This is a genomic window from Streptomyces solitudinis, assembly GCF_036323765.1.
Lineage (GTDB): Bacteria > Actinomycetota > Actinomycetes > Streptomycetales > Streptomycetaceae > Streptomyces.
This window is the reverse complement of record NZ_JAZDCW010000002.1, coordinates 117,750-140,070: the sequence shown is the minus strand read 5'-3', so window position 1 is coordinate 140,070 and position 22,321 is coordinate 117,750. Positions and strand designations below refer to the sequence as shown.

General features: G+C 75.2%; 20 protein-coding genes. 13 read left to right on the top strand and 7 right to left on the bottom strand.

Going from position 1 to position 22,321, the window contains the following annotated elements; translation table 11 throughout:
- Positions 1 to 59: 59 nt before the first annotated feature.
- Positions 60 to 1,202, top strand: a complete 1,143-nt coding sequence (locus tag V1J52_RS04350) for a methyltransferase domain-containing protein (protein WP_330138238.1) — start codon at positions 60 to 62, stop codon at positions 1,200 to 1,202.
- 248 nt (positions 1,203 to 1,450) lie between these two features.
- On the opposite strand, the gene V1J52_RS04345 is transcribed toward V1J52_RS04350, so the two are convergent.
- Positions 1,451 to 1,840: a hypothetical protein gene (locus tag V1J52_RS04345; protein WP_330138237.1), complete on the bottom strand. Its 390-nt coding sequence runs from the start codon at positions 1,838 to 1,840 to the stop codon at positions 1,451 to 1,453.
- 440 nt (positions 1,841 to 2,280) lie between these two features.
- Here V1J52_RS04345 and V1J52_RS04340 point away from each other — a divergent pair, with 440 nt between their 5' ends.
- Positions 2,281 to 2,733, top strand: a complete 453-nt coding sequence (locus V1J52_RS04340) for a lamin tail domain-containing protein (RefSeq protein ID WP_330138236.1) — start codon at positions 2,281 to 2,283, stop codon at positions 2,731 to 2,733.
- Between the two features lie 94 nt (positions 2,734 to 2,827).
- Here V1J52_RS04340 and glgX read toward each other — a convergent pair whose 3' ends face one another.
- Positions 2,828 to 5,110 carry a glycogen debranching protein GlgX gene (gene glgX / locus V1J52_RS04335; RefSeq protein WP_330138235.1) on the bottom strand — a complete coding sequence of 761 codons (2,283 nt, stop codon included), beginning with the start codon at positions 5,108 to 5,110 and terminating at the stop codon, positions 2,828 to 2,830.
- A gap of 478 nt (positions 5,111 to 5,588) precedes the next feature.
- Here glgX and V1J52_RS04330 point away from each other — a divergent pair, with 478 nt between their 5' ends.
- From V1J52_RS04330 to V1J52_RS04300, 7 genes are all read left to right on the top strand, one after another.
- The gene (locus tag V1J52_RS04330) at positions 5,589 to 6,836 is read left to right on the top strand and encodes a L,D-transpeptidase (RefSeq protein ID WP_330138234.1); all 1,248 of its coding nucleotides are present in this window, start codon (positions 5,589 to 5,591) and stop codon (positions 6,834 to 6,836) included.
- 56 nt (positions 6,837 to 6,892) lie between these two features.
- Positions 6,893 to 7,660, top strand: a complete 768-nt coding sequence (locus tag V1J52_RS04325) for an enoyl-CoA hydratase/isomerase family protein (RefSeq protein ID WP_330138233.1) — start codon at positions 6,893 to 6,895, stop codon at positions 7,658 to 7,660.
- Between the two features lie 103 nt (positions 7,661 to 7,763).
- Positions 7,764 to 9,065 carry a zinc-dependent alcohol dehydrogenase gene (locus tag V1J52_RS04320; RefSeq protein ID WP_330138232.1) on the top strand — a complete coding sequence of 434 codons (1,302 nt, stop codon included), beginning with the start codon at positions 7,764 to 7,766 and terminating at the stop codon, positions 9,063 to 9,065.
- Positions 9,066 to 9,152: 87 nt separating this feature from the next.
- Positions 9,153 to 9,782 (top strand): NADPH-dependent F420 reductase, encoded by a 630-nt coding sequence (locus tag V1J52_RS04315; protein ID WP_330138231.1) that lies wholly within the window; start codon positions 9,153 to 9,155, stop codon positions 9,780 to 9,782.
- A 75-nt stretch (positions 9,783 to 9,857) separates the two neighbouring features.
- Entirely contained in the window at positions 9,858 to 10,205 is a 348-nt protein-coding gene (locus tag V1J52_RS04310; protein WP_330138230.1) for a DUF3140 domain-containing protein, read from the top strand.
- A gap of 156 nt (positions 10,206 to 10,361) precedes the next feature.
- Positions 10,362 to 10,835, top strand: coding sequence for an ATP-binding protein (locus tag V1J52_RS04305; protein WP_330138229.1), 474 nt, complete (start codon positions 10,362 to 10,364; stop codon positions 10,833 to 10,835).
- A gap of 90 nt (positions 10,836 to 10,925) precedes the next feature.
- Positions 10,926 to 11,837, top strand: a complete 912-nt coding sequence (locus V1J52_RS04300; protein ID WP_330138228.1) for a glutaminase — start codon at positions 10,926 to 10,928, stop codon at positions 11,835 to 11,837.
- A 53-nt stretch (positions 11,838 to 11,890) separates the two neighbouring features.
- Here V1J52_RS04300 and V1J52_RS04295 read toward each other — a convergent pair whose 3' ends face one another.
- Genes V1J52_RS04295 through V1J52_RS04285 form a run of 3 tightly spaced genes read right to left on the bottom strand, consistent with a single transcriptional unit; the run spans position 11,891 to position 14,805 of the window.
- Positions 11,891 to 12,202: a hypothetical protein gene (locus V1J52_RS04295; RefSeq protein ID WP_330138227.1), complete on the bottom strand. Its 312-nt coding sequence runs from the start codon at positions 12,200 to 12,202 to the stop codon at positions 11,891 to 11,893.
- A gap of 12 nt (positions 12,203 to 12,214) precedes the next feature.
- Positions 12,215 to 13,198: a diacylglycerol kinase gene (locus tag V1J52_RS04290; protein WP_330138226.1), complete on the bottom strand. Its 984-nt coding sequence runs from the start codon at positions 13,196 to 13,198 to the stop codon at positions 12,215 to 12,217.
- Complete coding sequence (locus V1J52_RS04285; protein ID WP_330138225.1) at positions 13,198 to 14,805, bottom strand: FAD-binding oxidoreductase; 1,608 nt, start codon at positions 14,803 to 14,805, stop codon at positions 13,198 to 13,200. Before V1J52_RS04285 ends, V1J52_RS04290 begins: the two co-directional genes overlap by 1 nt.
- 17 nt (positions 14,806 to 14,822) lie before the next feature.
- Here V1J52_RS04285 and V1J52_RS04280 point away from each other — a divergent pair, with 17 nt between their 5' ends.
- From V1J52_RS04280 to V1J52_RS04270, 3 genes are all read left to right on the top strand, one after another.
- Positions 14,823 to 15,608: a TetR/AcrR family transcriptional regulator gene (locus V1J52_RS04280; protein WP_330138224.1), complete on the top strand. Its 786-nt coding sequence runs from the start codon at positions 14,823 to 14,825 to the stop codon at positions 15,606 to 15,608.
- The gene (locus V1J52_RS04275; protein ID WP_330138223.1) at positions 15,605 to 17,146 is read left to right on the top strand and encodes a glycerol-3-phosphate dehydrogenase/oxidase; all 1,542 of its coding nucleotides are present in this window, start codon (positions 15,605 to 15,607) and stop codon (positions 17,144 to 17,146) included. Before V1J52_RS04280 ends, V1J52_RS04275 begins: the two co-directional genes overlap by 4 nt.
- Before the next feature lie 146 nt (positions 17,147 to 17,292).
- Positions 17,293 to 18,987, top strand: coding sequence for an AMP-binding protein (locus V1J52_RS04270; RefSeq protein ID WP_330138222.1), 1,695 nt, complete (start codon positions 17,293 to 17,295; stop codon positions 18,985 to 18,987).
- An 81-nt stretch (positions 18,988 to 19,068) separates the two neighbouring features.
- Here the strand turns inward: V1J52_RS04270 and V1J52_RS04265 are convergent, their stop codons facing one another.
- Positions 19,069 to 19,965, bottom strand: a complete 897-nt coding sequence (locus tag V1J52_RS04265) for an alpha/beta fold hydrolase (protein WP_330138221.1) — start codon at positions 19,963 to 19,965, stop codon at positions 19,069 to 19,071.
- Between the two features lie 521 nt (positions 19,966 to 20,486).
- Between V1J52_RS04265 and V1J52_RS04260 the strand changes: the two genes are divergently transcribed.
- On the top strand, positions 20,487 to 20,894 hold the full coding sequence (locus tag V1J52_RS04260) for a YunG family protein (RefSeq protein WP_330138220.1): 408 nt from the start codon (positions 20,487 to 20,489) through the stop codon (positions 20,892 to 20,894).
- 458 nt (positions 20,895 to 21,352) lie between these two features.
- On the opposite strand, the gene V1J52_RS04255 is transcribed toward V1J52_RS04260, so the two are convergent.
- Positions 21,353 to 21,949 carry a dihydrofolate reductase family protein gene (locus V1J52_RS04255; RefSeq protein ID WP_330138219.1) on the bottom strand — a complete coding sequence of 199 codons (597 nt, stop codon included), beginning with the start codon at positions 21,947 to 21,949 and terminating at the stop codon, positions 21,353 to 21,355.
- Between the last annotated feature and the right edge of the window lie 372 nt (positions 21,950 to 22,321).

Sequence of the window (22,321 nt, the reverse complement as noted above, 5' to 3'; positions counted from 1 at the left end):
ACGGAGAAGTGCCCAAGGCTCCGCTTCCCTCGGGGACCCGCAGGAAGTAGGCACTGTCCATGGCGAGCACGGAGGACCTGCGGGAGCAGGCCGCACAGGCGATGGCTGACGGGGGACGCTGGCCCGCCGACTCGCCGTGGGTGCGGCAGGCCATGCAGGCGCTGCCCAGGGACCGTTACGCGCCCGGGCGGCTGTGGCGGTGGACAGGTGACGCCTACGTGCCGGTGGACCGGGCCGCTGACCCCCGGGGCTGGGCGGCCGAGGTCTACGGCGGGCCGGGCGTCGCGGCCGTCACCCAGGTCACCGACGGCCGGGCGTCCTCCAGCCTGTCCGCACCGGCGGTAGTGGCGGACATGCTCGACGCGGTGATGCTGGAGCCGGGGCAGCGGGTGCTGGAACTGGGCACCGGCACGGGCTGGAACGCGGCCCTGCTGGCCTGGCGGGCCGGTTCCGGCCGCGTCGTCAGCGTCGAGACCGACAGCAGGCTCGCCCTCGCCGCGCGGGAACGTCTGGACGCGGCGGGCGCCGAGGTGGCCGTGGAGGTCGCCGACGGGCAGGCGGGCTGGCCCGCGGGAGCGCCCTATGACCGGGTGATCGCCACCTACGCCGTCGAGGAGGTCCCCGCCGCGTGGGTGACCCAGACCCGGCCCGGCGGACGGATCGTCACGCCGTGGGGACGGCTGGGCCATGTGGCCCTCACCGTCGCAGCCGACGGCCGGTCGGCCACCGGATGGATGCAGGGCCTGGCGATGTTCATGTCCGCGCGCGGCGCGGCCCCCGCGCTGGGCTGGCGCCAGGTCCGCGGTGACGCGCCGCCCCGGCGCGAACGTCGGCTCACCCGGGACCTGCGGCCTCTCCGGGACAGTGCCGACCTGCTGTTCGCCGTCCGCGTCGTGCTGCCGGACGTCCAGGTCCTCACCCGGACCGAAGGGGACCAGGTGACCGTGTGGCTGCACGACGGCGTGTCGTCATGGGCCACCCTGGTGGGCTCGCACGCCGTCGTCTACGGGGGCGGGCCGCGCGACCTGGCCGCCGAGCTGGACCAGGCGTGGGAGTGGTGGCTTCGGCGGGGGAGCCCCGGGCTGTACGACTTCGGCATGACCGTCGCCGTCGAGCCGCACAGCCAGGTCGTGTGGTGCGGGAATCCGCACGCTGGCCCGTACTGGCCCGGGCCGCGGCCGGGCGCCGCCGCCCGAAGCTGAGCACGAAGCGGACGCCGGGCTCAGCTCGGAGGCGTGCCTTTCCGGGCGGCGTGTGGGCACCGTGGCGGTGGCGGGGCTGAAACGGCCGTGCGGTTGCTGCTGGACGCCGATGAGGTGACTGGGATTCAGCGTGCTGGTGCGGATCGCTGACCGGGCGCGATCCGGTCGACCGGAGCAGGAAAAGCGGCAGATTTCACGTCCTGTCCGACGTTACAAGAAACGTGCCAGCTCACCGCATGAAACGTGCTTCACTCAGCGGAGGTGGCGACGTCGTTGATGAAGACTTTCGGTTCGCCGAAGGTTCGCGTGTAACCTGAAATGTCTATTTCCCTGGATTTCTCTTTTGTCAGTCCAGGCTCGATGTCCCGGATGTCGAGGGTCTTCGTGTATACCGGAGTTTCACCGTTGCTGACAGCGACATCGATGCTGTAGCTCAATTTTCTCTCTGTTGTGTTGCTCGCGGTGACGACAAGGTGGATCACCGGCGCTTCCACCGTCGCCGCGACCTTGACGTCGCCGAGCGCGACCGTCTTGGTCTTCCCGTCGTAGTCAATGACCGGGGTGGGTTCCACATCCGGTGTGACGGTCCGCATGGAAGGTGTGGCCGTGGCGTCTGGAGATGCTTCGGAGGTGATCACGCATCCACAGGACAACATGAGTGCAGGAATTACGGCGTAAAGTGTCCATTTGACTCGCACACAAGCCTCCCGTTGGTGAGATGACATTATCATTATGACTCCGTCCCCATCGGTCGGCGGCGCATGGGGGCGTGCAAGGTGTTATGCCGTGATATGCGTGCTCCTGACGGCGCTGGGAAGGCGGCGGGCAGCCACCGTCCGACGCTGAGCACGAAGCGGACGCCGGGCTCACAGCTCACCGTCAGGGCACGCCGCTCGCTCTGCTCGGAGACGTCCCGGGGGGCGTCGGACGCGTTCCGCGCGGGGGCCGGCGTGACGTGGTCGGACGTGTCAGGTCCCGGTTCGGTAACGGGGGCGCGGCCGGGCGGGGGTCTCCTTATGCTGACGCTCCCGCCGGGCCCGATTGGGGGGCGCCCGGCTGCCGACGCAAAGGGACGTCCATGATCCGTACCCGCTCCATCGCCGCAGCCACCGCCGTGGTGGCGGCTGCAGGCCTCGCGCTGATACCCGTGCCCGCCCAGGCGGCCGGCTCCGTGCACCTGTACAAGGTCTACTACGACAGCCCCGGTTCCGACCGCGGCGCCAACTCCAGCCTCAACGCCGAGTACGTCCAGATCCGCAACACCACCGGCGCCTCCGTCCAGCTCCGGGGCTGGACGCTGACCGACGCGGTGAACCACCGGTACACCTTCGGCACCTTCACCCTGGCCAAGGGCAAGACGGTCACCGTCCGCACCGGCAAGGGCACGAACACCTCCGTCAACCGCTACCAGGGCCGCGCCTGGTACGTGTGGAACAACGACAAGGACACCGCCACCCTCCGCAGGGCGAACGGCACCCGCGTCGACGTCTGCTCCTACAACTCCACCCGGGCCGACTACCGCATGTGCTGACACGCCGCCCGGAGCGGTCTCCGCGCCCCCACCCGGAGACCGCCCGGCCCCGCGGCCGCCGCAGGCCCCGCGCCCGTCGGCCGGGGCGGCGGGCTCACACCGGCCGGGGCAGGGCGCGCCACAGCAGGAGCGAGCGCGGCGGGACCGCGACCTCCTCGCCGCAGGGGTGCAGGGTGCCCGGCGGCTCCGACTGGCGCTCGCGGCCCGTGTCCAGGAGCAGTTCCCAGGTCGTCGCCCAGGGCGGCCCGGGGAGGCGGAACGCCACCGGGTCCGGGCCCGCGTGCAGGAGCGCCAGGAAGCTGTCGTCGGTGACGGGCTCGCCCGTCTCGTCGCGGTGCGGGATGTCGTGGCCGGAGAGGAAGAGGCCGAGCGTCGAGCCGGGGGCGTACCAGTCGGACTCCGTCATCTCGGTGCCCCGGGCCGTGAACCAGGCGAGGTCGCGCAGGCCGCCCGGGCCGTGCGGGCGGCCGGAGAAGAAGGCCCGGCGGCGCAGGACGGGGTGGTCGCGGCGCAGGCGCAGCAGGCGCGCGGTGAGGTCGTGCAGGGAGCGCCAGGCCGGATCGTCCAGGAGTGACCAGTCGAGCCAGCTCACCTCGTTGTCCTGGCAGTACGCGTTGTTGTTGCCGTGCTGGGTGCGGCCCATCTCGTCCCCCGCGACGAGCATGGGGACGCCGGTGGACAGGAGCAGGGTCGTCATCATGTTCCGCAGCTGCCGGTGGCGCAGCGCGGTGACGCCGGGGTCGTCGCTGTCACCCTCCGCGCCGCAGTTCCACGAGCGGTTGTCGTCGGTGCCGTCGCGGTTCTCCTCGCCGTTGGCCTCGTTGTGCTTGCCGTGGTAGCTCACCAGGTCGCGCAGGGTGAAGCCGTCGTGCGCGGTGACGAAGTTGACGGAGGCGTAGGGACGGCGGCCGCCCCAGGCGTAGAGGTCGCTGGAGCCCGACAGGCGGTAGCCGAGGTCGCGGACGTCCGGGAGGGCGCCGCGCCAGAAGTCGCGCACGGCGTCGCGGTAGCGGTCGTTCCACTCCGTCCACAGCGGCGGGAAGGCGCCGACCTGGTAGCCGCCGGAGCCGACGTCCCAGGGCTCGGCGATGAGCTTGACGCGGCGCAGCACCGGGTCCTGGGCGATGACGGCGAGGAACGGGGAGAGCATGTCCACGTCGTGCATGGAGCGGGCCAGGGCGGCGGCGAGGTCGAAGCGGAAGCCGTCCACGCCCATCTCCTGCACCCAGTAGCGCAGCGAGTCGGTGATGAGGCGCAGCACCTGCGGCTGGACGACGTGCAGGGTGTTGCCGCAGCCGGTGTAGTCCGCGTAGCGGCGGGGGTCCCCGGCGAGGCGGTAGTAGCCGCGGTTGTCGATGCCGCGCAGGCTCAGCGTCGGGCCGAGTTCGCCCGCCTCGGCGGTGTGGTTGTAGACGACGTCCAGGATGACCTCGATCCCGGCGGCGTGCAGGGCCCGCACCATGTCCTTGAACTCGCCGACCTGCTGGCCGCGGCTGCCGGTGGCGGCGTACGCGGCGTGCGGGGCGAAGTAGCCGACGGAGTTGTAGCCCCAGTAGTTGCGCAGCCCGCGGCGCAGGAGGTGGTCCTCGTGCGCGAACTGGTGGACGGGCAGCAGTTCGACGGCGGTGACGCCGAGCCGGGTGAGGTGCTCGACCGCCGCCGGGTGGGCGAGGCCCGCGTAGGTGCCGCGCAGCCGCTCGGGCACCCCCGGGTGGCGCATGGTGAAGCCGCGCACGTGCAGTTCGTACAGGACGGTGTCGGCCCACGGCGTCTTGGGACGGCGGTCGTCGCGCCAGTCGTCGTCGGGCGGGCTGCCGGGCGGCCCGGCGGGGGCGCCGTCGTGGACGACGACGCCCTTGGGCACGAACGGCGCCGAGTCGCGTTCGTCGCGGACGGTGTCGGCCAGGTGCTGCTGCGGCCAGTCCCGCACGTGCCCGTACACCTCGGGCGGCAGGGCGAACTCGCCGTCCACGGCCCGCGCGTAGGGGTCGAGCAGCAGTTTGGCGGGGTTCCACCGGGCGCCTGACCAGGGATCCCAGCGGCCGTGCACCCGGTAGCCGTAGCGCTGTCCGGGCCCGGCCCCGGGGACGAAGCCGTGCCAGATCTCGTGCGTCTGCTCGGTGAGGGCCCGGCGGGTCTCGCGCCCCGCGTCGTCGAAGAGGCACAGCTCGACGTTCTCGGCGCCGCCCGCCCACAGGGCGAAGTTGGTGCCGGTCACGCCGCCGGGGCCGGTGCGGTAGCGGGCGCCGAGGGGCTGCGGGCTGCCGGGCCACACGGCGCGGGCGTCCCCGGACGGGTCCGGACGGCCTCCGGCGCTGCCTGGGCGCGGCGACCGCCGGTCGTCCAGCGCGGTGCCGGGTGCCACGTGCCGGGTCATCGCCCCTCCTTCCCGGTGCGGTGGTGGGCCGGTCTCGTCGGGGCAGGGCAGCACACGGCACGGCCTCCCGCGGTCGGGACGTGCGGCCCCGCGCATGCGGCCACGGCGCCGCCCGCCGGTGCGTGCGGGCGCGCGGCCCCGGGTGCTCCGGCGTCCGTGCCGTCGCGCGCGGTCCCGCTCCTTGCGGTGATGCTTCCCGCAACGACCGGCCGCCTCACCCCGCGCCGCGTGCGATTACCCGGGACGGACCGCGTCGTGATCCTGGAACGAAACGGTGACATTCCACGGGAGTTCACCCGTTCGAGGTTGTGATGGACTTTCGACCGGGCGCACGGCCCGGCGCGGCGGGCCGTACGGACCGGCACCGGCCGGGGCGTGGGGGCGGCGCGTGACAGGGCGCGCCCGGGGTGCGAGAGACGAGGACGGTCGGCGGGTGCGGGGTACCGGGGTGCGGGGGAGACGGGTGCGGGGTACAGGGGTGCGGGCAAGGCGGGGCGGCGGGAGGCTGGCCGCCGTCCTGCTGGGCGTCACGCTGCTGGTGGCGGGGTGCGGGGGTAACGGGGACGGCGGCGCCGACGCGGCCGCGCCCGCGGCGGACGGGAAGCCGCCGGCCGCGGCGGACACCGTCAGCGAGGAGCGGGACGCGGACGGGGAGTCGGCGGCGACGGTGCGGATCGAGCCGCGGGACGGCGCCGAGGGCGTCGCCACCACCGGTGCGCTCAAGGTGACCGCGACCGGCGGCACGCTCGGCTCCGTCACCGTCGAGGACGGCGAGGGCAACGCCGTCGACGGCCGGCTGAGCGCGGACGGAACGGCCTGGCAGCCGGTGCGGGCGCTGGCGACGGCCACCCGCTACACCGTCGAGGCCGTCGCGGAGGACGGTCAGGGACGCACGTCCGCCCGGAGCGCGCACTTCACGACCGTCGTCGCGCGGGACACCCTCATCGGCCATTTCACGCCCGAGGACGGGTCGACGGTCGGCGTCGGCATGCCCGTCTCCCTCACCTTCAGCCATCCCGTCGCCGACCGTGAGGCCGTCGCGGCGGGCGTCGAGGTCACGGCGGAACCCGCCGTGGAGATCCGCGGCCACTGGTTCGGCGACCGGCGCCTGGACTTCCGCCCCGAGCGCTACTGGAAGCCCGGCACCGAGGTCACGCTGAGCCTGCGCCTCTCCGGGGTCGAGGCGGCGGAGGGCGTGTACGGCACGCAGCACAAGGACGTCTCCTTCACCGTCGGACGTTCCATGGTCTCCACCGTGGACGCCAAGAAGAAGACGATGACCGTGCGGCGCGACGGCGAGGTGGTCAGGACGCTGCCGGTCACGGCCGGGGCACCCCACACGCCCACCTGGAACGGCACGATGGTGATCAGCGAGAAGCACGAGGTCACCCGCATGAACGGGGACACCGTCGGCTTCGGCGGCGAGTACGACATCAAGGACGTCCCGCACGCGATGCGGCTGTCCACCTCGGGCACCTTCATCCACGGCAACTACTGGGCGGCCCGCGGGACGTTCGGCTCGGCCAACACCAGCCACGGCTGCGTCGGCCTGTTCGACCGGCGCGGCGGCGGCGACCCGGCGGCGGACGCGGCCTGGTTCTACGACAACTCGCTGCTCGGCGACGTGGTGGTGGTCCAGAACAGCCAGGACGCCACCATCGCGCCCGACAACGGCCTCAACGGCTGGAACCTCGACTGGAGCGAGTGGGGGACCGCCGGGCCGTAGGGCACGTCACAGCCGGGGGCGGGGACAGGGAGGTTAACGGGCGTTACCCTGCCGCCATGACTGTGAACCTCGAAGTCGCCGACGGCGTCGGCACGCTGCGGCTGGACCGCCCGCCGATGAACGCGCTGGACATCGCCACCCAGGACCGGCTGCGCGAGCTGGCCGCCGAGGTGACCCGGCGCGACGACGTACGGGCCGTCGTCCTGTGGGGCGGCGAGAAGGTGTTCGCGGCGGGCGCGGACATCAAGGAGATGCGGGAGATGGACCACGCGGCGATGGTGGCCCGCGCCCGCGACCTCCAGGACGCCTTCACCGCCATCGCCCGCATCCCCAAGCCCGTCGTCGCCGCCGTCACCGGCTACGCGCTCGGCGGCGGCTGCGAACTGGCGCTCTGCGCCGACGTGCGGTTCGCCGCCGAGGACGCGAAGCTGGGGCAGCCGGAGATCCTGCTCGGCCTGATCCCCGGCGCGGGCGGCACCCAGCGGCTGGCGCGCCTGGTGGGGCCGTCCCGCGCGAAGGACCTGATCTTCACCGGGCGCCAGGTCAGGGCGGACGAGGCGCTGGCGATGGGCCTGGTGGACCGCGTCGTGCCCGCCGCCGAGGTCCACGACCAGGCCCACGCCTGGGCCGCCCGCCTCGCCAAGGGGCCCGCGATCGCGCTGCGGGCGGCGAAGGAGTCCGTCGACTTCGGCCTGGAGGCCGACATCGACTCCGGCCTGGCCCTGGAACGCACCTGGTTCGCCGGGCTGTTCGCCACGGAGGACCGCGAGAGCGGCATGCGCAGCTTCGTGGAGGACGGACCGGGCAAGGCCCGCTTCCGCTGACACCGGCGCCCGTCCCGTGCCGCGCGGGACGGGCGCCCGTTTCGGGCGCGGGACGTCGGGCACCCGGGTGGCGTTGGCCAGCCGTCCACACGAGGAGCGCCCCATGAAGGCCGTGGTCTGGCACGCCGTCGGCGACATCCGGCTCGACGACGTGCCCGAACCCAAGATCCAGGACCAGTACGACGCGATCGTCCGCATCACGACGTCCGCCGTCTGCGGCACCGACCTGCACTTCGTGCGCGGCACCATGCCGGGGCTCCGCGAGGGCCGGGTGCTGGGGCACGAGGCGGTCGGCGTGGTCGAGGAGACGGGCGCGGGGGTGCGCAACCTCCGCCCGGGGGACCGCGTGGTCGTGCCGTCCACGGTGGCCTGCGGCGTGTGCAGCTACTGCCGGGCGGGCTACTACGCGCAGTGCGACAACGCCAACCCCGGCGGCCCGCAGGCCGGGACCGTCTTCTTCGGCGGCCCGGAGGCCGCGGGCGGCCTCGACGGGCTCCAGGCCGAGTACGCGCGGGTGCCGTTCGCGCACGTCGGGCTCGTCCCGCTGCCGGACAGCGTGGACGACGCCCAGGCGATCCTGCTCTCCGACATCTACCCGACGGCCTGGTTCGGCGCCAGGCTGGCGGAGATCACGTCCGGCGACACGGTGGCCGTCCTCGGCGCCGGCCCGGTCGGGCAGGCCGCGATCGCCTGCGCCCGCATGGAGGGCGCGGGCCGGATCATCGTCGTGGACGGCGTCCCCGACCGGCTGGAACTGGCCCGGCGCCAGCACGCCGAGGTGATCGACTTCCAGGCCGAGGACCCGGTGGAGGCCGTGCGGGAGATGACCGGCGGCATCGGGGTGGACCGCGTCATCGAGGCCGTCGGCATCGACGCCGAGCGCCCCGGCGGCCCCGCGGCCCGCGCGCTCGAGGGCCAGGAGGAGCGGTTCGACCGCGAGCAGCGCGAGATCGCCCCCGAGCAGCACCCCGACGGGCGGACCTGGGTGCCCGGCAACGCGCCGTCGCTGGCCGCCCGCTGGTCGGTGGAGATGGCCGCCAAGGCCGGAACCGTCGGCGTGATCGGCGTCTACCCGCCGCACGCCGAGCACTTCCCGCTGGGCGCCGCGTTCCAGAAGAACCTGACGCTGCGGCTCGGCAACTGCAACCACCGCCGCTACGTGCCCGACCTGGTGTCCCGCGTCGCCGCCGGGACGCTGGACCCGACGCCGCTCATCACGCGGTGGGCCGCCACCGAGGACGCCGTCGAGGCGTACCGGACGTTCGACCGCAGGGAGAGCGGCTGGACGAAGGTGGCGCTCGGCCTCGGCGGCCCCGGCGCCGTGTCCCCGGGGCTCGGCGACGCCGCCGGGACGGGCGCGGCCACCACCGCGGGCACGTCCGGCGGGGACGGCACCGGCGGCTAGCCGCGCGCCCCCGGACGCGCCGGGTGCCCGCACCCCGGGCGCACCGCGCCCGCCCGGCGGGGAACGACAGCCAAGGAGGCAGACCTCATGCGCATCGGAATCCTGGGGGCCGGACACATCGGCTCCACCCTCGCCCGTCACTTCGACCGCATCGGCCACGAGGTCGTGATCAGCAACTCGCGCGGCCCGGACACGCTGGAGGACGTCGTCGCCGACATCGGCGGCTCGGTCCGGGCGGTCACCGCCGAGGACGCCGCCCGCTTCGGCGAGGTGGTCGTCGTCAGCATCCCCTACGGCCACTACCGGGACCTGCCCGCCGACGCGCTGCGGGACAAGGTCGTCATCGACACCTGCAACTACTACCCCGAGCGCGACGGCCAGGACCGGGAGCTGGACACCGACACCACCACGTCCAGCGAGAAGATCAAGGAGCACACGGGCAGCAACCTGGTGAAGGCGTTCAACGCGATCTACTGGGAGCACCTGCGCGACCGCGCCCGGCCCAAGGGCGACCCCGGGCGGCTCGCCATCCCCCTCTCCGGCAGCGACGACGGGGCCAAGGCCGTCGTGGCCGGGCTCGTCCGCGACATCGGCTTCGACCCGGTCATCGCCGGGAACCTGGGCCAGGGCGGGCGCCGCCACCAGCCGGGCACGGCCGTGTACGGGGCCGAGCTGTCCGCCGAGGAGTCCGACGCCCTCCTGCACGCCGCCGCCTGACCGCCGCCCCTTCGACCCGCCCGTCCCGTCGGCCCGACGGGGCCCGACACAGCCCGACAGCCCGAAGGAGGCACCGTGTCCGACGACATCTCCCCGATCGAGCGGGACGCCCTGTGGGACGAGTTCCACCGGGTGGTCAACATGACGTCCCAGGAGCTGAGCGACTGGCTGCGCACCGACACCGCGCACGAGGACGGTGAGGAGCTGCCCGACCAGGCGGGCACCGTCAAGGGGCAGCACGTGCTGGCCATCCTGCGCAAGCGCCAGGTGGACCTGTCCGACGACGACCTGCGCGTCATGCGCGGCGTCGTGGACACCGTGTCCGCCGAGCGGCGCGAGGACCTGGAGCCCACCGCCGGGCAGCAGAACTGGCGCTACCGGCTGATGCGGATCGGGCACGACCCGCTCCGGCCCGCCCCCTGAGCGGGCCGGAGACGGAGACCACGGCCCTGACCGGGGCCGGACGCGGCGCGCCACCCCGCGCCTCCTCCCCCGTCCGGCCCCGCCCGCCGGCCCCCGGCAGAGCGGAATCAATGACTCCGGCCACACGCCGTGCAAACTCACGCCATGATGGGGCCCATGGCGGGACTGGAGGAAACGGCACCAACGGCGGTGTCGGCGGGCGGCGGTGTCGTGCGGGACAACGCGCTGGCCCTCCTCGGTGATCCGAGCCTCCACGAGGTGCAGTTCCGCAACCGGCCCGAGTCCTGCGGGCTGGCCCGCAGGCTGGCCGCCGCCGTCCTGCACGGCCAGTGGCGGCTGCCCGTCGGGGTCACCGACGACGGCGTGCTCCTGGTCTCCGAGCTGGTCGGCAACGCCGTGCGGCACACCGGCGCCCACCACTTCAGCCTGCGCATGTTCCGCCGCAGGGGCTGGGTCCGCGTCGAGATACGCGATCCGTCCCGGGGCCTGCCCTGCCTGCTGCCCGTGCGGGAGCTGGACACCAGCGGGCGCGGGCTGTGGCTCGTGGAGCACCTGGCCGACCGCTGGGGCGTCGACCTCCTGCCGCGCGGCAAGACGACGTGGTTCGAGATCCGCGTCGCCGACCACTGAGCCCGGCCGCCGCACCCCCGGCACGCCCGCGCCCCGCCGGGCCCCCGCCCCGCCGGGCCCCCTCCCCGGCCCTGTGCACACAATGGCCCGATGGACTACGAGGAGCTGCTGACGCGGGCCAGGGCGGCCGCGCTGCCGGTGCTGGGACGCGGCCAGCCGGCCGACTACATCCCGGCGCTGGCCTGTGCCGACCCGTACGACTTCGGCATGGCGCTGGCCACCGTGGACGGTGAGGTGCACGGGACCGGCGAGTGGCGCAAACCGTTCTCCGTGCAGAGCGTCTCCAAGCTGTTCGCGCTCTCCCTGGCGCTGGCGCACGGCGGCACCGCACTGTGGAAGCGGGTCGGCCGGGAGCCCTCGGGCAACCCGTTCAACTCGCTGATCCAGCTCGAATCCGAGCACGGCATCCCGCGCAACCCGTTCATCAACGCGGGCGCGCTCGTCGTCACGGACGCGCTGCTGAGCCTGACCGGTGACGCGCGCGGCGCGGTCGTGGACTTCCTGCGCGAGGAGTCCGGCAACGCGAGCCTCGCCGTCGACCCGGCCGTGGCCGCGTCCGAGGCCGAGCACGGGCACCGCAACGCCGCCCTCGCGCACTTCATGGCCTCGTTCGGCAACCTGCACAACCCGGTGGAGGAGGTGCTGGAGCACTACTTCGCGCACTGCTCGGTGGCCGCCGACTGCCGTGACCTGGCGCTGGCGGGCGGCTTCCTGGCCCGGCACGGGCTGCGCGCCGACGGCAGCCGCCTGTTCGGCCGGGGCGACGCCAAGCGGATCAACGCGGTGCTGCTGACGTGCGGCGCCTACGACGCGGCCGGGGAGTTCGCCTACCGCGTGGGGCTGCCCGGCAAGAGCGGCGTCGGCGGCGGCATCCTGGCCATCGTCCCCGGCCGGGGCGCGGTGTGCGCGTGGAGCCCGGGGCTGGACGCGGTGGGCAACTCGGTGGGCGCGATGGCGGCGCTGGAGGACTTCACCGCACGCTCGGACTGGTCGGTGTTCTGACGGACGGCCGCCCGGACCGGCCCTCCCCGGGGCCGCCGCCGGGCGCCGCGCGGTCAGCGGGTGCGGCGGCGCGCCGTCGTCGCCCGGCGGCGGCGGTCGTTGCACAGCAGGCACTTGCCCCAGCCCGGCGGCAGTGGGTCCTCCCGGTCCCCGTGCAGCGGGTCCACCGCGCCCATCGGGTGCTCGCGGCAGCCCGTCGTCCCGCCGTGCGCCGACTCCAGCGACCGGACGGCCGTCAGCGCGCGCCGCAGCGCGTCCGACACCTCCGCCAGCTGGTCGGCCGGGGGCGACCCCTCCAGGCCGAAGGCGATGTCGGACGCGGTGCTCAGCGCGTTCTGAAGCTCACGGACCTCTGCGTAACTCATCGTCCCCCAAGGCTAGCCGCCCGCGCCGACAACCGGCCCGGGCCCGCGTCCCGCGGCCGTCTCCGGCACCAGGACGCGCACCGCCGACGGCACCGCCTCGGCCGTCACCGGCAGGGCGCCGACCAGCTCGCCGTCGGCGTAGGCGCGCATCGCCTCGGTGTGGACCCGCACCCGCCGGGCGTGGAAGGTGGCGACGAGCGGATCGCTCACGTGCGTGCCCCGGTACAGGCGCGGGAAGGCCCGCACGAGCCGCGCGACGCCCGCGGGTCCGACGACGGTCACCGCGAGGCGCCCGTCGTCGGTGGCTGCGTGCGGGCAGATCCGCATGCCGCCGCCGTACGTCGTGGTGTTGCCCACGGCGATGAGGACGGCGGACAGCTCCGAGCGTTCCCCGTCCAGCTCCAGGAGGTACGGGCGAGGGCGCAGCACGCCCAGCTCGGCGAGGACGGCCAGGTTGTAGCGCGCCCGGCCGCGCGGCCACCGCATGCGGTTCGTGCGGTCGGTGACCAGCGAGTCGAAACCGCTGGTCAGCACGGTGCCGAACCAGCACGGCCCGCCGCCGTCCCCGGCGTTCGCCCGGCCCAGGTCCAGGGTGCGGGCCACGCCGCCGGTGATGACGTCGGCGGCGGCCGCCGGGTCGGCGCGGGGTATGCCGAGCACCCGGGCGAAGTCGTTGCCGGTGCCGGAGGGCAGCACGGCCAGCGCCGTGCCCGTGCCCGCGACCTCCTGGAGGGCCAGGTGGACGAGGCCGTCGCCGCCCGCCACGGCCAGGACGTCGGCGCCCGCCGACACCGCCGCGCGCGCCCGGGCGCGGGCCTCGGCCGCGTCGCGTCCGGCGACCACGTCCACCTCGACGCCGTGCGCGAGCAGCCGCCGGGCGGCCGCCGCCGCTTTCCCGCCGCCGCGCCGCCCGCCCGCGGCGGGGTTGACCAGCAGCGTCACCCGCCGCGGTACCGGACGCCCGCCCGCCCCGGCGCCCGCTCCCGCGCCCGGCATCAGGCACGCTCCGGGACGAGCTTGCCGGGGTTGAGCACGCCCGCCGGGTCCAGCACGCCCTTGACGGCCCGCAGCACCTCAAGACCCAGCTCGCCCACCTCGGCGGCCATCCACGGGGCGTGGTCGGCGCCGACGGCGTGGTGGTGGGTGATGGTCGCCCCGCAGGCGGCGATCGCGTCCGACGCGGCCCGTTTGGCTGCCGCCCAGCGCCCCCGCGGGTCGTCGCCGCCGGCCGCGGCGACGGTGAAGTACAGGGAGGCGCCCTCGGGGTAGACGTGCGAGACGTGGCAGGTGACCACGGGCGGGTTCCCGCCGGTGGACAGCGCGCCGGTCAGGGCGTCGGTGACGGCCGTGCGCAGGGCGGGCAGCGCGGACCAGGTGGCGGCCGTCTCCAGCGTCTCGGCGAGCACGCCCGCGTCCAGCAGCGCGTCGCGCAGGTACGGGCCCGCGTAGCGGCTGTGCCGCCACTGCGCGACGGGCTCCGCGCCCAGCTCCGTGCCCCCGGCCGCGCGCAGGGCCGCCGCACTCAGCGCGCGCACCGCCGCCACGTGCTCCGGCTCGCCCTCGTGGGCGACGACGGCCAGGCAGCCGCCGGTGGCCCGCGCCCCTGACAGGGCCGCGCTGACGAAGGTCTCCGCCTCGTCGGACAGCCGCACCAGCGTGGGCCGCGCGCCGCTCTGGGCCAGGGCGCGCAGGGCGGCCGTGCCGGTGGCGAAGTCCGGGAACGACCACGCCTCGTCCCGCTGCTCGCGGGGCACGGGCCGCACCCGCACCGTCACCTCGGTGATGACCCCGAGCACGCCCTCGGAGCCGAGGAGGAGCTGCCGCAGGTCGGGCCCCGCGGCCGAGCCGGGGGCCCGGCCGAGGTCGAGGGTGCCGCGCGGGGTGGCGGCGCGCAGGCCGAGCACCATCGCGTCGAACCGCCCGTATCCGGCGGAGGACTGCCCGGCGGAGCGGGTCGCGGCGTAGCCGCCGAGGGTGGCGTACTCGTAGCTCTGCGGCTGGTGGCCGAGGGTGAACCCGTGCGCGGCGAGGAGCTCCTCGGCCTCGGGCGTGCGCAGCCCGGCCTGGAGGGTGGCGGTGCGCGAGACGGTGTCCACCGCGAGGAGCCGGTCCAGCCGCCGCAGGTCCAGCGCGATGACGGCGGCCCGGCCGCCGCGCAGCGGCTCCACCCCGCCGACCACGCTCGTGCCACCGCCGAAGGGCACGACGGCCACGTGGTGCTCCTCGCAGACGGCGAGCACCGCCGCCACCTCGTCGTGGCCGCCGGGCCGCACCACGGCGTCCGGGGCGTGGGAGACGTCCCCGGCGCGGCGGCGTAGCAGGTCGGGCGTCGACTTGCCGCCCGCGTGCCGGACGCGGGCGGCGGCGCCGGTGTCCACGTGGCCGTCCCCGACGGCGGCGGCGAGCGCGGCGCGGGCGGCGGGGGGCAGGGCGCCCGGCGGCACCGCGAGGTCCGCCTCGGCGACCCGGGGCGCGGCGGTCAGGCCGACGCCCAGGACGTCGGCGATCAGGCCGCGCACGGACTCGGGCAGGGCGGTGGCGTGTGCGGGGTCGCCCCAGGCGTTCCAGGACATCTCGCCGACACGGTGGCTCGGAACCGTCATGCGTTACAGTCTGGCACATGGTGTCAATCAGTAACGAGGGTCAGGACCGAAGCAGGCACCGCACCGGGGACGCCGCCGACGCGCCACCCGCCGGACACCCGGAAGCGGGCCACCGGGAGACCGGCCACCGGGAGACCGGGCGCCAGACCGCCCCGCGCCGGGACGCCGGGACGCCGCCCGCCGCGGGGGAGGGGGCCGCCGCACCCGGCACGGCCGCCGACCCGATGGCCGACACACTCCTCGACGCCGCCTTCCACTGCGTCGCCACCTTCGGACTGCGCCGCCTCACCCTCACCGACGTCGCCCGCCGCGCCGGGGTGAGCCGCCCGACGATCTACCGCCGCTGGCGCGACATGGACAGCCTCGTCGGCGACCTCCTCACCCGCGAGATGCACGGCGTCCTCCTCGCCGCCGTCCCCGTCGCCGCCGCACGGGGCGGCGACGGACGCACCCGGCTCGTCGCCGGGGCCGCCGCCGTCCTGGCCGCCCTGCGCGACCACCCCCTCGTCGCCCGCATCCTCGACACCGAACCCGAGACCCTGGTCACCTACACCTTCCAGCGGCTCGGCTCCAGCCAGCGCGACGCCCTCACCTTCACCGAGGAGCAGATCCGCGCCGGGCAGGCCGACGGCTCCATCCGCGCCGGGGACCCCGCAGAACTGGCCCGCATGGTCATGCTCCTCGTCCAGACCACCGCCACCTCCTGGCGCCTGGTGGACGACGTCCTGCCCCTGGAGCGGCTCACCCGCGAACTGCGCCACCTGCTCGACGCCTACCTGCGACCCCCGGAGGCCACGCCGTGAACCGTCCCGCCGAAGCGTCCTCCCTCAACGCCGCCCGCCGCGCCCGCGACCTCGACGACGTCCGCCGCACCGCGGTGGTCGACGTCCTGGTCGTCGGCGGCGGCGTCACCGGCACCGGCATCGCCCTGGACGCCGCCTCCCGGGGCCTGCACGTCCTGCTGGCCGAACAGCGCGACCTCGCCTTCGGCACCAGCCGCTGGAGCTCCAAACTCGTCCACGGCGGACTGCGCTACCTCGCCGGCGGGCAGCTCGGCATCGCCTACGAGAGCGCCCGCGAACGGCACGTGCTCCTGACCCGCACCGCCCCCCACCTCGTCCGCGCCCTGCCCATGCTGCTGCCGCTGCACCCCGGCGTCACCCGCGCCCAGGCCGCCCTGACCCGCAGCGGGTTCCTCCTCGGCGACGCCCTGCGCCGCGCCGCCGGCACCCCCGGCTCCGTGCTCCCCGCCACCCGCCGCGTCTCCCGGGACCGCGCCCTGGAACTGGCCCCGGCCCTGCGCCCCGACGGCCTGCGCGGCGGGCAGCTCTCCCACGACGGGCAGCTCGTCGACGACGCCCGGCTCGTCGTCGCCCTCGCCCGCACCGCCGCCGCCCACGGAGCCCGCGTCGTCACCCGGTGCGCCGCCGAGGAACTGCACCGCGAGGGAGCCGTCCTGCGCGACGACGTCACCGGGACCCGCCTGGACGTCCGCGCCCGCGCCGTCGTCAACGCCACCGGCGTGTGGGCCGACCGGCTCGTCCCCGGCGTCCGGCTGCGCCCCAGCCGGGGCACCCACCTCGTCCTGCCCGCCGCCCGGCTCGGCCACCCCCGCGCCGCCCTCACCCTCCCCGTCCCCGGCGAACGCAACCGGTTCGTCCTCGTCCTGCCCCAGGCGGACGGCCGCGTCTACGTCGGCCTCACCGACGAACCCCTCGACGGACCCGCCCCCGACGTGCCCGCCCCGCCCGAATCCGACATCGCCTTCCTCCTCGACGTCGCCGGCAGCGCCCTCGCCACCCCCCTGCGCCGCACCGACGTCATCGGCGCCTTCGCCGGACTGCGCCCCCTCCTGGACGCCGCCCCCGGCCACGCCCCCGGCCGCAGCGCCGACCTCTCCCGCCGCCACGCCGTCCTCACCTCACCCGAGGGCGTCATCACCGTCGTCGGCGGCAAGCTCACCACCTACCGGCGCATGGCCGAGGACGCCGTGGACACCGCCTGCGCCAACGCCGCCCTGGCCGCCGGGCCCTGCCGCACCCGGAACCTGCCCCTGGTCGGCGCCGCCGCCCCCGCGGCACTCGCCCGCGTCCGCGCCCCCGCCCGCCTCGTCGCCCGCTACGGCACCGAGGCCCCCGCCGTCCTCGCCGAAGCGGGCGGCGACCCGGCCCTCCTCGCCCCCGTCGCGGCCGGCGTCACCGGCGCCGAACTGCGCTGGGCGGTCCGCCACGAGGGCGCGCTCGACGACGCCGACCTCCTGGAGCGCCGCACCCGCATCGGGCTCGTCCCCGGAGACCGCGCCGCCGCGCTCGCCGCCGCCCGCCGCGCCCTCCTGCCCTGACCCGGCCCGCCGCTTCCCTCGCCCCGGCGCGCCCCGTGCGGCAGCATGGCGCCTGCCGGGACGCGCACGGCAGCGCACGTCCCGGCACGGCACGACGCACGGCACGGAGCACGGCACGACGCACGGCACGGCGACGAGGAGGACGCATGGCGGCGGTTCAGGGCAGCGAGGCCACCGAGGAGTTCCGGGCGGCCCGCGACTTCCTGCTGCGGCACCGGGAGGACTACCAGGCGGCCTACGACGGCTTCACCTGGCCGCGGCCCGAGCGTTTCAACTGGGCCCTCGACTGGTTCGACGTCATCGCCGACGGCAACGACCGCGACGCCCTGCACATCGTGGACGAGGACGGCACCGAGACCCGCGTCTCCTTCGCCGCCATGTCCGCCCGCTCCGACCAGGTCGCCCGCTGGCTGCGGGACCGGGGCGTGCGGGCGGGCGACCGCGTCCTGGTCATGCTCGGCAACCAGCGCGAACTGTGGGAGACGGCGCTGGCCGCCATGAAACTGCGCGCCGTCGTCATCCCCACCACCCCGCAGCTCGGCCCCGCCGACCTCCGCGACCGCGTCACGCGCGGCGAGGCCCGCCACGTCCTCGTCCGCGCCGGGGACACCGCCAAGTTCGACGACGTCCCCGGCGACTACACCCGCATCGCCACCGGCCCTGCCGTCCCCGGCTGGCTCCGCTACGACGACACGGAGGACGCCCCGCGCGACTTCACCCCCGACGGCCCCACCCGCGCCGGGGACCCGCTGCTGCTCTACTTCACCTCCGGCACCACCGACCGCCCCAAACTCGTCGAGCACACCCACGCCTCCTACCCCGTCGGGCACCTGTCCACGATGTACTGGATCGGGCTGCGGCCGGGCGACGTCCACCTCAACGTCGCCTCGCCCGGCTGGGCCAAGCACGCCTGGTCCAACCTCTTCGCGCCGTGGAACGCCGGGGCCACCGTCTTCATCCACCAGTACACCCGCTTCGACCCGGCCCGCCTCATGGCCGAGATGGACCGCGCCGGCGTCACCACCTTCTGCGCCCCGCCGACCGTGTGGCGCATGCTCATCCAGGCCGACCTGGGCCAGCTGCGCACCCCGCCCCGCGAGGCCGTCGCCGCCGGGGAACCGCTCAACCCGGAGGTCATCGAGACCGTCCGGCGCGCCTGGGGCGTCGTCATCCGCGACGGCTTCGGCCAGACCGAGACGACCGTGCAGGTCGCCAACACCCCCGGCCAGCCGCTGACCCCCGGCTCCATGGGACGGCCCTGCCCCGGCTACACCGTCGAACTCCTCGACCCGGTCACGGGACGCCCCGGCGCGGACGAGGGCGAGATCTGCCTCGCCCTCAATCCCCGCCCCGCCGGGCTCATGACCGGCTACCACGGCGACCCGCGGCGCACGGCCGACGCCATGGCCGACGGCTACTACCGCACCGGCGACATCGCCGCCCGCGACGCCGAAGGGCGGCTCACCTACGTCGGCCGCGCCGACGACGTCTTCAAGGCGTCCGACTACAAGATCTCCCCGTTCGAGCTGGAGAGCGCCCTCCTGCGGCACGAGGCCGTCGCCGAGGCCGCCGTCGTCCCCGCCCCCGACCCGCTGCGCCTGGCCGTCCCGAAGGCGTACGTCGTCCTCGCGGCGGGCTGGGAACCCGGCCCGGAGACCGCCGAAGCCCTCTTCGCCCACTCCCGCGCCGTCCTCGCCCCCTACCAGCGCGTCCGCGTCATCGAGTTCGCCGACCTCCCCAAGACCGTCTCCGGCAAGATCCGCCGCACCGAACTGCGCGCCCTCACCGCGAAGGGCTCCGACGCCGAGTACCGCGAGACCCCCGGCCGCCCCGCCCCCTGACGGCCCCGCGCCGCTGCCCGCGGGCCCCGGGCCCGGCCGCCCCGCCCGCTGGTGCGCGGACGGGGCGGCCGGGGCAGCCGGTCAGACGGGCAGCCGGTCGAGGATGCCCGCCAGCCGGTCCGGCTGGAGCAGGAAACCGGTGTGACTGGTCTCCAGCGTGTGCACGTCGTACGGATTGTCCGGGGTCAGCGCGTCCGCCTCGGCGATCAGCCGGTCCTGCATGGCCACGGGGAGGGACCGGTCCTCGGTGAGGCGGACGTAGCTGCGGGCGATCGTGCCCCAGGTCGCGGCGTCGCCGCGCGCGTCGGCGGTCATCACCGCCAGCGACTCGTCCGGCTGGAGCAGGTTGAGGAAGGCGAGGAACTGCGCGTCGGTGCCGTCCGCCATGGTCGCCGCCTTGAGCGCGGCGAGCAGATCCGGGTCGGCGGTGCGGTAGTTCGCCCGGCCGACACCGAGTTCGGCCGGGTCACCGACGTTCAGCGCGGCCAGCGGGGCCAGCAGGTTCTCCGCGAACTCGGGCTCCTGCATGTACGCGACGGGGCTCGGCCGCCGCACGCACGACCACGCCGACACGTACACGAGCCGGTCCACCAGCTCGGGAACCGTGTTCCCCACGCCGGTGACGGTGGTGCCGCCGAGGCTGGCACCCACGAGCACCACCGGCCCGAGCGCGGCGAGGCGCCGGACGACGTCGGCCACCGCGTCCACGTTGTCCTGCAACGTGACCCCGGCCAGCGTGGACGGCTCGGCCGCCCACGCGTCGAGGTCCTGCGGCGCCTGGTAGGCGGCCGGGTACTGCGCGTCGAAGCCGTGACCCGGCAGGTCGACGGCGTAGCTGCGGTGGCCGAGCAGGGCCAGCTCACGCTGGACCGGAGCCCACATCAGCGAGCTGGAGCACGAACCGTGCACCAGCACGAAGGTGACGCCCGCGTCGCGGGCCCGCCGGGCGGGGGAGGAGGTGCCGGGAACAGATGTCATACGGATGCGCGTCCTAGGTCCGGTGGGCGGCGCGGCGCGCAGGGCCGGGAAGCCGTGCCCGCGCGGTGGGCCGCCGGGGCGGGAAGAGGGAGCGGACGCGCCCGTGGACCGGACGCGCCGGGGTCGAGGCGCCGGGCGCGCAGGGGCCGGTGGCAGCGCTCGGTCAGCGCGCGGCGGCCCCGGCAGGGGCGGCACGCGGCGCGGAAGCGCTCACCGGCGACGGCGCGCGGCGGCGGGCATGGCCGGGCGGTACCCGCGGGGCGGAGCCCCGTACGCGGCGGTCACCCGCGGGGTGCACCCGGCTGGCGCCGGTCGCTGAGGATCGGCGGCGTCATGCCGCTCAGACGGTCCGGAGCCGGACGAAGACGAAGGTCATGCCCCGACCCTAACCGACGCCCGGTCAGGGTCCGCCTCCCGGGGACGTGCCGCCTCACCGGCCGTCCGCCGTCGCCGGTCGCTCGTCATCGTCGGTCGTCCGCCGTCGCCGGTCGGCTGTCAGTGCCCGCTGCGAGGGTGGGCCCATGACGCCCTTGCTCCTCCCCGACATCGAACGCGCCATCCGCGGCAGTTGGAGCGCCGAGACGTGCACGCCCGAGTACCGGGCGCGCTGGTCCCCGGACAACCCGGCCCGCGACCAGTGCGGCGTGACGGCCATGGTCCTCAACGACCTCCTCGGCGGGGAACTGCTGCGCGGCGAGGTCCGGGTGAAGGGCGAGCGCACCGACTACCACTGGTGGAACCGGCTCGGCATGGGCGTCGAGATCGACCTCACCCGGGAGCAGTTCCGGCCGGAGGAGACCGTCACCGAAGGCGTCGTCATCCCCCGCCCGCCGGACAGCGAAATACGCCGCCTCCGCGAGGAGTACGCACTCCTCCGCACCCGCGTCCTGGAAAGGCTCCGCCCCCGGCCGACCCCGCTCGCCCCTTGAACCCGCCCCTTGAGCCCGCCCCCTGACCCGCCTCCGGCCGCCCCTCCTCCGCACCTGCGCGGATCGGCCCCTCGGCATCGGCCGTGGGCCGCAGCCGGGCAGCATCCCCGCACGTGCGGGGAGGAGGTCAGCACACGCCCGGCGTCTCCCGAGACCAGGGGAGCACCCCCGCAGGCGCGGGGAGCAGGTGCGCAGCACCCCTGCCGCGACCCCCGCGATGGGAGCACCCTCGCGGTAGCGAGGAGCACAGGCCGAGAACCGGCGCGGTGCGGGGCGCCAGGGAGCATCATCGCGCATGCGGGCACGCGTGGTGACGCCGGTCGGGGAGGCGCCCGGAACGACGGACGGCGGGAATGCGCACGGGTCCTCACAGCAGGAGGGCGCTTGCCCGGGACGACACCGGGGCGTCTCCGGTGCAGGACGTGGCGGCCGCACGCGGCGCCGTGTGCCCGGAGGGCTCAGCCGGTGGCGCGCGTGTAGGTGAGGATCATCGCGCTGCTCTTGAGGACGGTGTGGTCGGTGAGCGTCCAGGTGCGCGGGTCGAAGGCGGCCTTGCGGGAGAACAGCGGGATGCCGTTGCCGATGGTCATCGGGGCGACCTTGAGGATCAGCGTGTCGATCTCGGTGTACAGCGAGCCGGCCAGTTCGCCGCCGCCCAGCAGCCAGATGTCCTTGCCGTCCTGCTGCTTGAGCTGCCGCACGGTCGCCACCGGATCGTCGGCGACGAGTTCGACGGCCGGGGCCGGCGTCTCGGTCAGGGTCCGGGAGAAGACCAGGTGACGCAGGTGGGGGTAGGCGTCGGTGACCCCGGCCGCCAGACCGATCCCGTAGCTGCGCCGGCCTTCGAGCACGGTGTCGAAGTGCGTGCCCGCCGCGGTGACGGACAGGGCCTGCCGGGCCGGTCCGGGCAGCGTCTCCGGGTACTCGGCCACGAGGTGCCGGAGGTAGTCCTCCGGAATGGGCCAGAAGCCGTCCGGACCGGTGGGGTCCGCGCCGTCCGGGCCCGCGATGAAGCCGTCGAGAGTGCTGGCGATGTAGTGGACGAGTCGGCGCACGCCGGGTTCCTTCCGTCGGTCTGCTCCGGCACCGCTGCAACGGGACGCCGGTCGGCGTGCCGGTACGCGAAGCCTTCACGTGATCATCGCACCGGCCCGCCCGCGCGAGCACCGCCCACCAGACCACACCCGCACCCACCCGCGCACCGGGGTTCTAGCGGCTGCGCACACCCGTCAAAAGGCGAACAGCCCCGCAGGTGCGGGGGCTGTCGGCCCGTCCGTCCGGCGGCCGAGCCGGTCACCGCGCAACGCGTCAGGGTCGGCATCGGGGGCAGGCGCGGGGGAACCAGAAGCTGATGTCGCCGTGCCAGCGTCGCCGCTGGGGTGGTGCTTCGACGGCGTCGGCGCCCAGTGGCAGGCCGCAGTGGACGC

Bases quoted from the DNA above. Each gene is read 5' to 3' on its own strand.
- V1J52_RS04350 (WP_330138238.1), top strand. From the start codon at position 60: ATGGCGAGCACGGAGGACCTGCGGGAGCAGGCCGCACAGGCGATGGCT.
- V1J52_RS04340 (WP_330138236.1), top strand. From the start codon at position 2,281: ATGATCCGTACCCGCTCCATCGCCGCAGCCACCGCCGTGGTGGCGGCT.
- glgX (WP_330138235.1), bottom strand. From the start codon at position 5,110: ATGACCCGGCACGTGGCACCCGGCACCGCGCTGGACGACCGGCGGTCG.
- V1J52_RS04325 (WP_330138233.1), top strand. From the start codon at position 6,893: ATGACTGTGAACCTCGAAGTCGCCGACGGCGTCGGCACGCTGCGGCTG.
- V1J52_RS04320 (WP_330138232.1), top strand. From the start codon at position 7,764: ATGAAGGCCGTGGTCTGGCACGCCGTCGGCGACATCCGGCTCGACGAC.
- V1J52_RS04315 (WP_330138231.1), top strand. From the start codon at position 9,153: ATGCGCATCGGAATCCTGGGGGCCGGACACATCGGCTCCACCCTCGCC.
- V1J52_RS04305 (WP_330138229.1), top strand. From the start codon at position 10,362: ATGGCGGGACTGGAGGAAACGGCACCAACGGCGGTGTCGGCGGGCGGC.
- V1J52_RS04300 (WP_330138228.1), top strand. From the start codon at position 10,926: ATGGACTACGAGGAGCTGCTGACGCGGGCCAGGGCGGCCGCGCTGCCG.
- V1J52_RS04295 (WP_330138227.1), bottom strand. From the start codon at position 12,202: ATGAGTTACGCAGAGGTCCGTGAGCTTCAGAACGCGCTGAGCACCGCG.
- V1J52_RS04290 (WP_330138226.1), bottom strand. From the start codon at position 13,198: ATGCCGGGCGCGGGAGCGGGCGCCGGGGCGGGCGGGCGTCCGGTACCG.
- V1J52_RS04285 (WP_330138225.1), bottom strand. From the start codon at position 14,805: ATGACGGTTCCGAGCCACCGTGTCGGCGAGATGTCCTGGAACGCCTGG.
- V1J52_RS04280 (WP_330138224.1), top strand. From the start codon at position 14,823: ATGGTGTCAATCAGTAACGAGGGTCAGGACCGAAGCAGGCACCGCACC.
- V1J52_RS04270 (WP_330138222.1), top strand. From the start codon at position 17,293: ATGGCGGCGGTTCAGGGCAGCGAGGCCACCGAGGAGTTCCGGGCGGCC.
- V1J52_RS04265 (WP_330138221.1), bottom strand. From the start codon at position 19,965: ATGACATCTGTTCCCGGCACCTCCTCCCCCGCCCGGCGGGCCCGCGAC.
- V1J52_RS04260 (WP_330138220.1), top strand. From the start codon at position 20,487: ATGACGCCCTTGCTCCTCCCCGACATCGAACGCGCCATCCGCGGCAGT.